The organism is Streptomyces sp. NPDC015661, assembly GCF_043077765.1.
In the GTDB taxonomy this organism is placed as follows: domain Bacteria; phylum Actinomycetota; class Actinomycetes; order Streptomycetales; family Streptomycetaceae; genus Streptomyces.
In genome coordinates, this window is the sequence record NZ_JBIBST010000017.1 from 16,242 (window position 1) to 30,022 (window position 13,781).

14 protein-coding genes are annotated in these 13,781 nt (G+C 69.2%); 5 read left to right on the forward strand and 9 right to left on the reverse strand.

The features are described 5' to 3' along the window. Window positions 1-15 precede the first annotated feature (15 nt). From ACF07V_RS34500 to ACF07V_RS34525, 6 genes are all read right to left on the reverse strand, one after another. Window positions 16-156, reverse strand: coding sequence for a hypothetical protein (locus tag ACF07V_RS34500; RefSeq protein ID WP_392159622.1), 141 nt, complete (start codon window positions 154-156; stop codon window positions 16-18). Window positions 157-253: 97 nt separating this feature from the next. Further along, window positions 254-583 carry a deoxyxylulose-5-phosphate synthase gene (locus ACF07V_RS34505; protein WP_392159623.1) on the reverse strand — a complete coding sequence of 110 codons (330 nt, stop codon included), beginning with the start codon at window positions 581-583 and terminating at the stop codon, window positions 254-256. A 405-nt stretch (window positions 584-988) separates the two neighbouring features. Further along, window positions 989-1,600: a hypothetical protein gene (locus ACF07V_RS34510; protein ID WP_392159624.1), complete on the reverse strand. Its 612-nt coding sequence runs from the start codon at window positions 1,598-1,600 to the stop codon at window positions 989-991. A 33-nt stretch (window positions 1,601-1,633) separates the two neighbouring features. Continuing rightward, a complete protein-coding gene (locus tag ACF07V_RS34515; RefSeq protein WP_392159625.1) occupies window positions 1,634-2,044 on the reverse strand; it encodes a RidA family protein in 411 nt (136 codons plus the stop codon). Between the two features lie 167 nt (window positions 2,045-2,211). Further along, on the reverse strand, window positions 2,212-2,385 hold the full coding sequence (locus ACF07V_RS34520; RefSeq protein ID WP_392159740.1) for a hypothetical protein: 174 nt from the start codon (window positions 2,383-2,385) through the stop codon (window positions 2,212-2,214). Window positions 2,386-2,988: 603 nt separating this feature from the next. Next, the gene (locus ACF07V_RS34525) at window positions 2,989-3,201 is read right to left on the reverse strand and encodes a transposase (protein ID WP_392159626.1); all 213 of its coding nucleotides are present in this window, start codon (window positions 3,199-3,201) and stop codon (window positions 2,989-2,991) included. A gap of 192 nt (window positions 3,202-3,393) precedes the next feature. Between ACF07V_RS34525 and ACF07V_RS34530 the strand changes: the two genes are divergently transcribed. Together ACF07V_RS34530 and ACF07V_RS34535 are read left to right on the forward strand one after the other, a co-directional pair. Next, the gene (locus tag ACF07V_RS34530) at window positions 3,394-3,780 is read left to right on the forward strand and encodes a hypothetical protein (RefSeq protein ID WP_392159627.1); all 387 of its coding nucleotides are present in this window, start codon (window positions 3,394-3,396) and stop codon (window positions 3,778-3,780) included. A 39-nt stretch (window positions 3,781-3,819) separates the two neighbouring features. After that, complete coding sequence (locus tag ACF07V_RS34535) at window positions 3,820-4,563, forward strand: hypothetical protein (RefSeq protein ID WP_392159628.1); 744 nt, start codon at window positions 3,820-3,822, stop codon at window positions 4,561-4,563. 1,109 nt (window positions 4,564-5,672) lie between these two features. Here the strand turns inward: ACF07V_RS34535 and ACF07V_RS34540 are convergent. From ACF07V_RS34540 to ACF07V_RS34550, 3 genes are all read right to left on the reverse strand, one after another. After that, window positions 5,673-7,292: a tannase/feruloyl esterase family alpha/beta hydrolase gene (locus ACF07V_RS34540; RefSeq protein WP_392159629.1), complete on the reverse strand. Its 1,620-nt coding sequence runs from the start codon at window positions 7,290-7,292 to the stop codon at window positions 5,673-5,675. 362 nt (window positions 7,293-7,654) lie between these two features. Next, window positions 7,655-8,353: a cytochrome b/b6 domain-containing protein gene (locus ACF07V_RS34545; protein ID WP_392159630.1), complete on the reverse strand. Its 699-nt coding sequence runs from the start codon at window positions 8,351-8,353 to the stop codon at window positions 7,655-7,657. 73 nt (window positions 8,354-8,426) lie between these two features. Next, the gene (locus ACF07V_RS34550; protein ID WP_392159631.1) at window positions 8,427-9,149 is read right to left on the reverse strand and encodes a molybdopterin-dependent oxidoreductase; all 723 of its coding nucleotides are present in this window, start codon (window positions 9,147-9,149) and stop codon (window positions 8,427-8,429) included. Between the two features lie 449 nt (window positions 9,150-9,598). Here ACF07V_RS34550 and abc-f point away from each other — a divergent pair, with 449 nt between their 5' ends. The 3 genes from abc-f to ACF07V_RS34565 all read left to right on the forward strand — a co-directional run bounded on the left by abc-f (window position 9,599) and on the right by ACF07V_RS34565 (window position 13,711). Beyond that, window positions 9,599-11,233, forward strand: a complete 1,635-nt coding sequence (gene abc-f, locus ACF07V_RS34555; protein WP_392159632.1) for a ribosomal protection-like ABC-F family protein — start codon at window positions 9,599-9,601, stop codon at window positions 11,231-11,233. Window positions 11,234-11,312: 79 nt separating this feature from the next. Continuing rightward, window positions 11,313-12,989, forward strand: a complete 1,677-nt coding sequence (locus tag ACF07V_RS34560; protein ID WP_392159633.1) for an ABC-F family ATP-binding cassette domain-containing protein — start codon at window positions 11,313-11,315, stop codon at window positions 12,987-12,989. A gap of 158 nt (window positions 12,990-13,147) precedes the next feature. Next, on the forward strand, window positions 13,148-13,711 hold the full coding sequence (locus ACF07V_RS34565) for a CGNR zinc finger domain-containing protein (RefSeq protein WP_392159634.1): 564 nt from the start codon (window positions 13,148-13,150) through the stop codon (window positions 13,709-13,711). Window positions 13,712-13,781: the final 70 nt, after the last annotated feature.

Genomic DNA, 13,781 nt, shown 5'->3' on the forward strand with positions numbered 1-13,781 from the left:
GGCCCACCAGTTTCATCAGCCGGTTGACTGGTATTCGACGCATGCGCGGGTGATTGCGAGGCTGTAGGGGTTGATGCCGGTTTCGATTTTGAGCGCCTGCCGATGATCCTGCCACCTGCCACAACGCCCGTTGCTCACCGGCAGAAGCGGCTCCAAGCGGCCGACTCCTCGTCTGTCAGATCACCGCGACCAGTCGTACCAAGCCAACGACTCGGATGATCGGAAAGGCAGAGCTACAGTGCTGCGCCGAGGGCTACGGCAGCTCGCGGCGCACCAATGCACGCGCGAACGGTTCACCGGTCCTTCGCGCGTATGCCATCCGCTCGCGCACCTCGCTGAGTGTGCGCGGACGATAGCCAGGGCCGCCACAGCAACTCTTGTGGAAGCGGACACCGGCATTCAAAAGTACCGACAGGGTTCGCCAGGCAGCCGTGTCGCGCCGCCGCGGCGTTGCGAAGGCGGAACCCACATGGATCAACGGCTCAGCACAGCGCGGGCAGAGCCGGTCGTGGTCACCGAGGTGAGGCTGCTTGTAGGAGGCCCGACAGGGCAGGCAGACAAAGGAGGTCTTCGCGTGGGCCATGCCGGCCAGAGTACGGCCCGTCCGGGCTGAACTCGACCGGGTTTCCGCGACCTCCAGCAAGATCGACGGGACATGCCCTGGACGAACTGGGACAGGGTTGTGCGGCAGCCTCAGCGTCCGGCACATCTTGTGTCGATCGCGAGGGTGGCGGCCTGCTCGGTGAGTCCTCGTCGGCGGGGAACGCACACGGGTTTCCCCACTGTGACGTGGTGGGGCGATCGGGCACGTACACCTACTGGGACCCGGTCCGGAAATTCCGCGCGATCACGTCGATCACCGCACGATGATCGCGCCACCGATCACCCCGCCTGGGCGTCCGATCCAGGAGCAACGGCTCGATCGCGCCCACTGCGCGTCAGGCAACGTCACACCCAGACCAACGACCAGACGATCGGAAGAGAGCGGCTATGCGCCGGCCATGTCACCGGCCGGGCCAGTCGACTTCCACCACTCGACCACGCGGACGGCCATTGCATCCGGCCGCAGGCCCAGAGGGTCGAGACCGAAGTGATCTTCCAGCTCGTGCCGCAGGAACTGACCGATCTCGGTCCGGCCACCACCGGAACGGAGCCGCTGGAGCAGGGGAGCAAGCATGCAGTCGTACTCGTCCTGCACATCGTCAGCAACGCTGAGGGGATCCCAGTCATTGAGCAGACGCCGCAGGTCATCCTCGGTGGAGGTACTCCAGGATCTCATCGCCCCAGACTGGCACGCACGAACGACCGCCAGCACCCGACCCCCTGATCCAACCGAAGCCCCCTGGGTCGCGACGTACTCGCCGAGGGTGCGGGGACCGGATCGGAGGCGGCGGGCGTCATCCTCCTGGTCCCACCGGTCGACACGCGGGTTGAGTTCGGCGAGCGTGCCCACTTCGAGGACCGGGACGAGGCGGTTGCGGCGGAGCCGGCCGACCTGGCCCTCGCCGCCGCCCTTCCCGTGTGCCCCGCGGATGCCTGGCTGGTAGAGGGCTTCCAGGCCGCAGTACGGGCTGAAGGCGGTCCAGCGTTCGACTTCCACCCGCTGGCGACCTGTTCGAGGCGTGAGGACCGCTCAGTCGGGCAGCGCGACGGTGAGGTCCACCTCGACCAGCTGCCCAGCGAAACCGAGCTGCGCAACCCCCAGGAGCGTGCTGGCGGACGTGAACGCCGGCCCGAGGGCGGAAGCCGTGAGCCGGTGCCAAGCCAGGCCCAGGTCCTCCTGCTCATCGCTCCGCACGTAGATGACGGAACGCACCACGTGCTGCGGCTGAGCATTCACCGCCGCAAGGGCAGCAAGTGCGTTCTCGACGACCTGGTCGACTTGTACCTCGAGGGATCCCGAGCCGACGAGAGAGCCGCCCCGGTCAAGGGGGCACTGCCCCGCCAGGTAGGCCGTTCGGCCGCTTTCCACCACGGTGATGTGGTGGTAGCCCGGCGTCTCGTGCAATTGATCGGGGTTGATGCGGCTGATCTTCACTGTCATGCCACCAGTCTTCCTACTGAAGTTGATTGAGGGCTGTAGGGGCCGCCCGCCAACCATCGGGGGCGCCGGCTCCGCTAGCCCTGGGCCGCGAGGTACGTGCAGCGCGCTGGGCTGACCGATGCATTCAGTGAAAGAGGAGTTACGGAGACTCCCCCGCTCGACACCTGTCATCGTCCGCAACGACGGGTGGTCGGTTCACCGTGCCTCCAACAAATCGGTCGGAGACTGGAACCGGATCGACGGTAGAGCGAGACACTGCCTTCGGACGGCCAGACGATCAGGTCCTCCATGCCGCTGCCCTGGGCATGCCTTCTCAGAGCTTGAAGAAGGGCTGCGCCGATCCCTCGATTGTGGTGTTCAGGACCACGTAGAAGTCCGTGACGTAGCCGACCGGGGTGTTGTCCTCGTAGGGCTCCGGCATCCTCTCCACCAGTGGAGAAAGACATGCCCGTAGATCTCGCCGTCGCTTTCGGCGACCCAGGCCATCCGGAGTTGGCTTGCGAGCCGGTCCCGGATCCCGTCCTCAGCGTGGTTCATGGGCCGAACCGGCTCGGAGAGGTCGTCGCCATAGTCCTCTTGCTTGCATGCCCAGCGCAGACGAGCCAGCACCGGCGCGTCAGCCTCGTCAGCCACGCGCACGTTGACGTCCGTGATCACCAGGCAAGTCTCGCGCACACCGCGTTGTCGCGCTCCCATTTTTCTGGGCCCAGCCCCATCGGCCTGCGGGGAAGCCGCCCTTGACCAGTCCGGTGGCGGCCAAGCAGCCGTCTGCCAGGTCTGAGCGGTACTGGGGCTCGTGAGGCGGTGTTCAACGGCCCGGGTGATGTGGCCGAGGTCGGCGCGGCCAGGTTGCCGATACCGCGCGTGACCGGTGACCGGATGCACTCCTGCGGGTTCAGGTCCGGCGCATGGACGGACAGTTGGAAGACGGGCAGCCAGGCGGCTTACCCCTCGATGAACACCTGCAGTGGCTTGCCGAGGCGGAGGCGGACGTTGTCCCGGACAAGCACGATCCGTCCGCCGAGCCGGGTCCGGGCACGGACGATCAGCTCGCGGAAGTCCCGCCGGCCGAAGCCCTTCGGCTCGCCCTTACGGCCCCGGTATGCGCGGCCGGCACCGATCACCCGGGGCCGTTCGCCCGGCTCGTAACAGGTCATGCCCGGCCATCGAAACCCGTCCCGATCCCTGGCCACATATCGGGACTACAGACGTCTGGCCAGCCCGGCGAAGCCGGCTGTTCGTGTGGACCACTCTCATGAACCCGGGCCTGTCGGTCCCCAACCCGGAGCAGCGATCGAGCGACCGTGCCGGGCAACCAACCCGCCGGCCAGCGACTCAAGGGCCGACCCATGCACATGCTGCGCCGGCTGATCTTCCGCAACCCCACGAGCCGGATCAGGGTCGGGCAATACGAGTACGCCGTGCTGCAACCGCTCATCCCCGTACAGGTCGATCGCTCCGTCGCGGCGGCCAGTGCCGCGGCGGCGCGGTGCATCCTCGCATTCGCGGCGGCCAGTGCCGCGGCGGCGCGGTGCATCCTCGCATTCGCGGCGGTCCACGCCGCCCGGGTCGCCCAGATCGCCACCCTCCTGCTCGGCGACGTCGACCTCGGCAACCGCCGGCTGGTCATCGCCGGGCGTGTCCGGCCGCCTGACGATCTCACCCGGACGCTGCTGCTGGACTGGCTGGAGCGCCGTCACCGCCGGTCGCCGAACACCGCGAACCCCCACCTCTGATCAACGAACAGCCGCGCCGGAAACCACTGGATCAGTGCCGTGATGCACGGGCAGGACGCGGCACTGGAGCGACTCCGCGTCGACCGGCAGCTCGAAGAGGCGCAGCCGCACGGGCCCGACCCGCTCCATCTCGCCAAGGTCTTCGGACTCGACGAGAAGACCGCGATGCTCTCTGCGCGGACTCCGCACGCGTCCTGCTGGAACCGGCCGCTGAACAGCACCTTCGACCAAATCTGCTCGACCGGGACGCACCGTGAGGTGAAAGATGACCGAGTGACGTCGATCGAGGCAGCAACAATCGCCCTGCAGGACCATGCCGCCCTCTGGAGTATGGGGGAAATCCGCGCGAGCGACGTCGTCGATGCGGCCTGTGATGCACTCGTCGCCGGACTCGACAGCCCCGCACTTCGAATCCTCGCCGCCTGCACGCGCGCCGAGGCTGACTACGACGTCCACGAATTGCTTCCCGCAGCGCTCGACGAACTCGGCCTCACCTTCTATCCGGTCGCCTGCGAGGCTGGCCAAGAAGCCGCCGCCCGAGCCCTCGCACGCCGCATGCTCGCCTGCGAGCTCACGCCTCGGGACTTCACATTCCGGATTCACCAGCTCTACGGACATGAGCTGCCTCTGACTGAGCGGCTGGCCGAACTCGACGATGAGTACGACATCCTCGAATACGGCGACAGAACCGTGGACCAGGTCGATGCCGAGGTCACGGCCGAAGCCCGCCGCCTCGCGGCCCACCCCACGGTTCCCGCCGAACCCACGGACACGCCCACTTGATGCACACGGACCGGCCCGCGAGTTCCCGCGGTGCGGGCCGGGGACCACGGGAGGTCCTCTTGCTTGCGGTCGGCTGCCGTGAGCTCGGCGCGCTGGGCTTCCCGGCGATCTCCGGGACGGGCACGTCCTTGGCCATGAGTCCTTGCGCGTGGCGGTCTACTGGCCCTCCAGGGTCTTCTCCGGGATGCAGTTGCGGCCGTGCTGGGCGGCCACCCCGAGCACGGCAAAGGGCATGGGCCCCATGCCGTTGGGGCCGTAGACCCCGGTGAGAGGACCGGTGAGGCTTCGAGCAGATACCGCGGGAGTCCAGGTCTGAGGACACATGCATCAGCTTGGCGGCGTTGCAGGCCAGACGTTTCATCTCGTGGAGGGTAAGCATGAGCACCCGGTCGGGGGCGACCTCCTTCCACTCGCGCGCGAGCTTGAGTGCGGCCTCCATCGCCGGCCGGTGGTTGCCCCGGGTGCTGATCTCCTACCGGAAGATCTTCGTGCGTCCGGCCGCGTACCAGCTCGCGGCCCCAGCCATGGAGGAGCGTGCCGACCTCCGGCGCTGCCGGCGGAATCCGCAGCTTTGCGTGCTTGGATCCGCGGGCGGTTCATCTCGTCACTCGGGCACTACACAACCGCCCGGTCTTTCGGTGGGTCTCGACCTTGTGCCGCAGCCCAGGAATGGGAAGTGCGTGCTCAACGCCTGCGACTGGGCCAGGCGGGTGCCACCGGGCGAGCCCCACAGCGCCCGCCCGCAGTAAGCGTCCGCGTCGGCCGGCGCCATGTCACGCAACGAACGGCCGAACCAGGTCCTCACCTGCTCCAGGTGCCCCACGTCCCCGCGGATCGTGCCATCCGTCAGCCCCGCCGAAGCCCGTGCCGGCACGAGCCGGCCGGCCCATCGGTCTCGAACAGCTCCAGTTCCCCGCCGAGGCCGGGTACCGATGCCCGTCTTTCGCCCCGCTACCGCGTCGGCCGGCGGAAGCCACGAAAGCGCAGAACGTCCCGGCCCACGCCACAGGGCGCGGGCCGGGACGGAGCCGAGGGGTGGCCGCGTCAGACGGTCCGGGTGCTCATCGTGATGCGGCCTTTCTCAGGTCGGGGGGTCGTCGCCGAACCGGTCAGTGCCGGGAAGGGGCAACGCAGCGGAAGCTGGAGGCGGCGGCCGGGTCGCCGAGGCCGGTGTAGTGGGACACCTTGGGGTAGCTGCACAGGTCGCGGTTGACCTGCTTGCCTTCGGCGTTGATCAGGGTGGCGGGCAGCGTCTTCGGGGCCTTGCCCTGCTCGACCCAGGCGGTCAGGGCACCCAGGTCGTCGGTCGTGCCGTCGCCCTGGTTCAGGCCGCAGTGGACCGTGCCCGGGGCGAGGAAGAGACGGTAGAAGTCGTCGACCCGCTTGGCGCCGCCCATCTCCCGCTCGACCCGCTGGCGGTACTGGACGGTGCCCTGGGCGGGGATGAACTGGTCGGCCTGGCCGTGCCAGGTCAGCAGCTTGCCGCCGGACCTGCGGAAGCCCGACAGGTCGGGGTCGTCCGTACCGATGATCTTGTCGTACTCGGCCTCGGACTGCTTGAACAGCTGCGCGAACTGGCTGTAGGTGACCTTCGAGAGGTCGAAGGACGGGTTCTTCGCCACCCAGAGCCTGACCCATTCGGCGGGCACCGGGAACGGCGCTCCCGTCACGTTGCCGTCGGCGTCGGGCGGGTTGACGCCCGCCAGACCCGCCAGGTCGGCTCCGATCGGGACGCCGGACCACAGCTTCTCCCCCGAGGTGGTGCGCGGGCCGTCCCAGATCTTGCGCACCACGGCCGCGTCGGCCGCCGTGATGGTCAGCTCCTTGCCTTCGCACACGACCTTGGTGCCGATCAGGCGACGGGGGTCGAAGTCGCAGCGGGCCGGGTCGTTGACCAGGCCGTCCTTGACGCCGTCGAGCGGGTCACACGCCTTGACGGCGGCACCGGTGAAGGCGGCGAACTCGCAGCCGGTCGGATGGGTCTTCTCGTTGTTCATGACCACCTGCGGCCACACAGTGGCGACCTCGTACTCGGCCCAGCTGATGGCGGGCGCCTTGGCGAGGATGCCGTCGTAGTCGTCGGGGTAGCGCTGGGCTTCCATGTAACCCTGGCGTCCGCCGGTGGAGCAGCCGTTGAAGTACGAGTAGGAGGCCCGCCTGCCGTAGACCGCGTCGACGACCGCCTTGCCGACGACCGCCGCGTCGTGCTGGGAGCGGGAGGCGAAGTTCTTCAGCAGCGCGGTGTTGACCTGCCCGTCGCCGTTCAGAGCCCAGCTGGTGTCGAGGACGTCACCGACACCGCCGTCCGTGGTGGTCACGGCGTAACCGTTCTTGACTGCGGTACCCATTCCGACGCCGTTGTCCCCGACGCTGTAGGCGGCGCCGCCGAGCGCCTGGAAGCGGCCGTTCCAGCCTTTCTCGGGAAGCCAGGTCTGCACCTTGACCCGGTCGCCGTCACCCGGGTGAGTGAGGATGACCGTCACCTCGCAGAAGGCAGGGACGTCGGTGACCGTGCCCTGAAGGATCCCGGAACCGTGGATGGTGCCGCCCGCCTGGCGGACTGCCGTCACGGACTCCACCTTCGTGCCGGCCGGCGCCTTCAGCGACGGCGTCGAGCAGGCGAGCGGCTCGGCGGCGGGGCTGGTCAGGGTCTCCGCCGACGCAGTCGGCAGGTACACCGCCGCGGCCAGCGGCACACCGGCCGCGAGGACGGTCAGAAGCTTCTTCATTGTTTTCCCATCCGAGAAGTAGATACGCGTACATAAGGAGGTGTGCGCCTGGCTTCGCTAACACAAGCGCTCAACACAAGCGCTCAACACAAGTGCTCAACACAAGCGCGACCCAATCGCTTGACACGTGCACTCAACACGTGTGCTCGACACATGTCCTCGACACATGAGCGGTGGACTGTGGCTGGCCCTTGACACCGATCAAGCCGGTGACCAAGGAGTTTGATCGGCTTCAGACACCCGATGGGGTCATTCGCCCTCGGCCTGGTACCACTCTGCTCTGGGTACACGCCCACCCACATCAGTCACGTGACGGTCCGCACCCGGAATCCTCGGCCGGGCCGCGTACCACACGTGTTAGGTCATTCGACGGTGCCCTGGGCCCGACGGCGTCGCCGACCGTTGGGGCGGCGCCGTGGGCGCGGTGCAGCGGCCTCCCCACGCTCCTCGCCGAGCCACCGGGAGTGGTACAACTCCGCCCAGGACCGGCTGACGTAGCCGGTGCGCATGCCGAGTCTCGCCTCCGGGTCCTCGAACGCCCTGCGCATGTGCCCGAGTACGACGAAGGTGATCGCCCAGGCCACAAGGTCGTGGACGAAGATCGCGCTGGTGCGGGAGATGAACGGCAGCAGGCCCATGAACCACATGAGCAGGCCCGTGAACATCATCACCAGCACCGCGCCGGCGATCCAGCCCGCGTAGAGCTTCTGCCCCGCGTTGAACTTGCCCGCCGGGCGCGCCTCCGGCGAGGCCCAGCGGCGACGGACGGCCCTCAGCCACTCCCGGTCGTACACCGCGAAACGGTTCAGTCTGCGCAGGTCCGCGCGGAACTCGGCGGAGAGGAGCCCGAGCAGGAAGGGCAGCGGCAGCGAGATGCCCGACCACTCGTGGACCGTGACCATCAGGTGGCGCCGGCCGACGAGCAGGGCCAGCGGACCGATGTACAGGCAGGCGGCGGAGAGCAGGCACGCCAGCATCAGATAGCCGGTGGCCCGGTGGACCAGGCGTTCGGCGGCGCTGAAGCGGCGGACACGCCCGGAGGCGTCAGACCGCATCGCCATGTCGACCTCGCGGACACGCCCGGAGGCGTCAGACCGCGTCGCCGTGTCGGCCTCGCGGACACCCCCGGAGGCGTCAGACCGCGTCGCCGTGTCGGCCTTCGCCGTCGAGCCAGCCGTCGACCGCATAGCCACGCTCCTCCCAGTAGCCGGGGACGACCGCGTCGGTGACCGAGATGCCGGACAGCCACTTGGCCGACTTGTAGAAGTACATGGGCGCCACGAACAGGCGGACCGGTCCGCCGTGTGCGTGAGTGATGGGCTTGTCCTGCATATTCAGTGCCACCAGGACGTCCGAACGGCGGGCCTGTTCCAGAGTGAGGCTCTCGGTGTAGGCGCCGTCGAAGCAGGTGAAGCGGATCGCCGCGCCCGGGGAACGTACTCCGGCGGCGTCGAGGATGTCCGCCAGCCTCACCCCCTCGAAGGGCGTCCGGTCCACGCGCCACCCGTCGGTGCACACGACGTCGTGGACGACCCGGGCCTGGGGCATCGCACGCAGTTCGTCGAGCGTGTAGGTCCTCGGGCGCTCCACCAGCCCGTCGACCCGCAGTTCGTAGTTCGTCCGGTCCTTGTGCGGGACCGAGCCGACCACGCTGTAGTACCGGAAGCCGCTCGGATCGGGCAGCAGACCGGTCAGGCCTGTCGGATCGACCTGGGAGGCGCCGGCCACGGCCTTCTCCCAGCCGCGCTGGAGAGAGGGCGCGACCGCGAGCCCCGCGGCGCCTGCGGCGAGCATGCCGAGCATCGCCCGCCGCCCCACCGGTGCACCCTCGGCACTCGGTTTCGGCTTTCCTGCCATGGTCAGTGTGCTCCTTCAGTCCACATGCCACATTCCAAGGTCGACACCCGCGGTCCACAGTCCACAGTCCACACGTGTGCAGAGTGTCGAACCGTCGCGGCGCCACGCCATTGTCACCGGTTTAACTGGTGACGATGGTGGCATGTGACCCAGGTCGTGTCAACGAAGCGCAGGGAGGCAACACCCTGAGGACTCCCAAGACCCGCACACCTCGGTCACGACCTCCGGGAAGGCGACCTGCTACGCTGCGAGTGACATAGACCGTGTATCGAGGAGTCGCAGACGTGGTGGGTGACGACGACATCTCCGGGTGAGACCCGGACCTGACGGCCACCGGCCGGTGCTCAGGAGCGCCGCCGAAGTGGTCCGTTTCGTCGTACCCCCTTTTCCCACGTCTGCCCAGGGCAGAGGTCTGTTCTCTCTGCCCTCAGTTCCTTCGAGGTGCCTCCATGTCCGACGCCGCCATCATCTGCTCGAACCTCTCCTTCGCCTGGCCGGACGACACCCCGGTCTTCGCCGACCTGTCCTTCGCCATGGCCACCGGCCGTACGGGTCTGGTAGCCCCCAACGGCTCCGGCAAGAGCACACTGCTCAAGCTGATCGCCGGTGAACTCAAGCCCGCCACAGGCTCGGTGTCGGTCGGCGGCACCCTCGGCTACCTCCCGCAGAGCCTCCCCCTGACCGCCCACCTCACGGTCGCCGAGGTGCTCGGCGTCGCCGAGGTGATCCGCGCTCTGGACGCCGTGGAGTCAGGCGACGTCGCCGAGGAGCACTTCACCACCATCGGCGACGACTGGGACATCGAGGAGCGCACACGCGCGCAGCTCGACCGTCTGGGTCTCGCCGACCTCGCCCTGGACCGCAGCCTGAGCACGCTCAGCGGCGGCCAGGTCGTCTCGCTCGGCCTCGCCGCGCAACTGCTCAAGCGTCCCGACGTCCTGCTGCTCGACGAGCCCACCAACAACCTCGACCTCGAAGCCCGGCACAAGCTCTACGACGTGCTGGGGGACTTCAACGGCACGTTGCTCCTCGTGAGCCACGACCGTGCGCTGCTCGACCGCATGGAGCGCATCGCCGAACTCGGGAGCGATGAACTCCGTTTCTACGGTGGCAACTTCACCGAGTACGAGGAGGCCGTGCGCGCCGAGCAGGAGGTCGCGGAGAAGAACGTCCGCAACGCCGAGCAGGAGCTGAAGCGGGAGAAGCGGGAGATGCAGCAGGCCCGCGAACGTGCTGATCGCCGCGCGAGCAACGCCGCCAAGAACCTCAAGAACGCCGGGCTGCCCCGTATCTTCGCCGGCAACATGAAGCGCGGCGCGCACGAGGCAGCGGGCCGGGCCGGCCAGATGCACTCGGCTCGGGTCAGCGAGGCGAAGGCGCGTCTCGACGAGGCCGGACGTGCCCTGCGCAACGAGCAGCGCCTCACCCTGGACCTTCCCGACACCCAGGTGCCCGCCGGACGCAACCTCTTCCTCGGCGAGGGGATGCAGGTCCGCCTCGGCGACAGTCCGGTGTTCGCGGAGGGCGGCGTCGACCTCACCGTCCGGGGCCCCGAGCGCATCGCGCTGACCGGTCCCAACGGCGCCGGCAAGACCACCCTGATGCGTCTGATCACCGGCGAACTCACCCCGGACGGCGGGGAGATCAAGCGCAGCGACGGCCGGATCGCCTACCTCTCGCAGCGCCTGGACACACTGGACCTGGACCGCACCGTGGCGGAGAACTTCGCCGCTTTCGCCCCCGAACGGCCCGAGGCGGAGCGGATGAACCTGCTCGCCCGCTTCCTCTTCCGCGGCGCCCGGGCACACCTGCCCGTCGGCGTGCTCTCCGGCGGCGAACGCCTGCGCGCCACCCTGGCCTGCGTACTGTGCGCCGAACCGGCTCCCCATCTACTGCTCCTCGACGAGCCGACCAACAACCTCGACCTGGTCAGCGCGGGCCAGTTGGAGAGCGCGCTCAACTCCTACCAGGGCGCCTTCATGGTGGTCAGCCACGACGAGCGGTTCCTCGCCGAGATCGGGGTGAACCGCTGGCTGCGGCTGGCCGACGGCACGCTCAAGGAGACGGGAGCCCCTGGGGTGTGAGCCGCCGACGTGTGCAGCGGCCCGCGCCGAGGCGACCCGCCCCGCGGGCCGACCATCGATCACGTTGGACGGTTCCCCCATGCCCCAGCCCGCTCTTCTCGCCCACGACCTCGTACGCGACCTGGGCGGCCGTCGCGTCCTCGACGGCATCTCCCTGACCGCCTCCCCCGGCCACCGCATCGGCCTGATCGGGGAGAACGGCGTCGGCAAGTCCACCCTGCTGCGGGTACTCGGCGGTCTGGACGAACCCGACGCGGGAAGCGTCACCCGCCCCGCCGACCTGGGGTTCCTCCACCAGGAGATGCCGTACGACTCCGATACGACCATCGCCGCGGTGCTGGACGAGGCGCTGCGCGAAGCCCGCGAGGACCTCGCCGAATTGGACCGGCTCGGCGAGGAACTCACCCGCGTCCCGGACGACGACCCCTGCCATCAGGAACTCCTCGACGCCTACGGCAGTCGCCTCGAGCAGGCCCAGGACCGGGAGTCCTGGGACGCCGACCGCCGGGCGGCCCTGGTGCTTGACGGGCTGGGTCTGGGCACGTTCGGACACCACCGCACGCTCGGCTCGCTGTCCGGCGGGCAGCGCGGCCGGCTCGCCCTGGCCGCCTTGCTCGTACGACGCCCCTCGGCGCTGCTCCTCGACGAGCCGACCAATCACCTCGACGACGCCGCCGCCGCCTTTCTGGAGGAACAAGTCCGCGGCCTGCCCGGGACCGTGCTGATCGCCAGCCACGACCGGGCCTTCCTCGACGCCGTCTGCACCGACCTGATCGACCTCGATCCGGCGGTGGACGGCCCGGTCCGCTACGGCGGCAACTACACCGCCTACCTGGGTGAGAAGCGCGCCGAGCGGGAGCGCTGGGAGCGGCGGTGGGCCGAGGAGCAGCAGGAGCTCGAGGAACTTCGTACCTCGGCGGGCGTGACCGCACACCGGGTCGCACCGGACCGGGGCCCCACCGACAACGAGAAGATGGGCTACGGCCACCGGGCGGGCCGGGTGCAGAACCAGATCTCCCGCCGGGTGCGCAACGCCACGCGGCGGCTGGAGGAGCTGGAGCGCACCCGTGTCTCCGAGCCGCCACGCCCGCTGCGCTTCGCGGCCGGGGAACTGGCCGCGCATGCGGAGGAGCCTGCGGAGGAGGACGGGCAGCCGCTGGTGTCCCTGCGGGAGGTACGTGTGCCCGGCCGGCTCACTCTCGACGCCCTGGAGGTGCCGACCACAGACCGGCTGCTGGTTACGGGCGGCAACGGGGCGGGCAAGTCGACGCTGCTCGCCGTACTCGCCGGGCGTCTCACGGCCGAGGGCGAGGTGCGCCGCCGGCGGCGGCTGACCGTGGGACTGCTGACCCAGGACACCGTGTTCGACCGACCCGACCGCACGGTCCGTGACACCTACGAGCTGTCGCTGGGCCCGGCGCGGGCCGAGAAGGTGCCGCTCGGCTCGCTCGGTCTGCTGGACGAGGCGGACCTGGACAAATCCGTCGTCCGGCTGTCCGTCGGGCAGCGCCGGCGGCTCGCGCTGGCCCTGCTGGTGGCCCGCCCGCCGCAACTGCTGCTGCTCGACGAGCCCACCAACCACCTCTCCCCCGCCCTCTGCGACGAACTGGAGGCCGCCCTCGGCACCGGACCCGGCGCGATCGTCCTCGCGAGCCACGACCGGTGGCTGCGCCGACGGTGGCAGGGGCGCGAGATCCGCCTTGACGCAGGAAGCGGACAACGGGAGGACACTGCGGCGGCCCGCTCCCGACCCTGATCGTGACCCTACCCCTACCCCTACCCCTGCCCCTGCCCCTGCCCCTGCCCCTGCCCCTGCCCCCACCGGACCGGGTGTGACCCCGCCTGACCAGGCAACACCACCTGGGACGGTGACGATCCTTGCGCTGCCCGACAGTCACCTGTCAAGATGGTGATGTGAACCTTGACCATGTTTTCGTATGCGGGCACCCGGTCCTCGACTTCGCGGCCACCCTCCGTGCGCGGCGCTCGACCCGGTTCGAGATGTTCGTGACGCCTGAGCGGCTGAACGCCTGGTACCTGGAATCCGGACTCGTGGACACGATCACGCCCGGCAACGAGGACGACGTCCGGGCGGCCACCACCGTGCGCGAGGCCGTCTACCGACTGGTCACCAACCGCCGCCTCGACGAGGAGTTCGACCGCGAGGCGCTCGCCGTGGTCAACGGCGCCGCGCGCAAGACCCCGGTGACACCGCAGCTCACCATGGCCGGTCGACACAACGAAGGGACCCCCGAGCAGGCCCTGGCGACCGTCGCACGGCAGGCCGTCGAACTGCTCAGCGGCCCCGACGTGCCCCTGCTGAAGGAGTGCGGCAACCCGGAGTGCACGCGGGTCTACATCGACCGCTCCCGGGGCATGCGGCGGCAGTGGTGCGGCATGGAGTCCTGCGGCAACAAGATCAAGGCCGCCGCCTACCGCGCCCGGAAGAAGACGGCGCCCGCCGCGGCCGCGCACTGACCCTCCGAGTCGGGTGACAGCGGCTGGGGTCTCAGAGGGTGCGTACCTCGCCGCAGAGTGGCACCGGGGC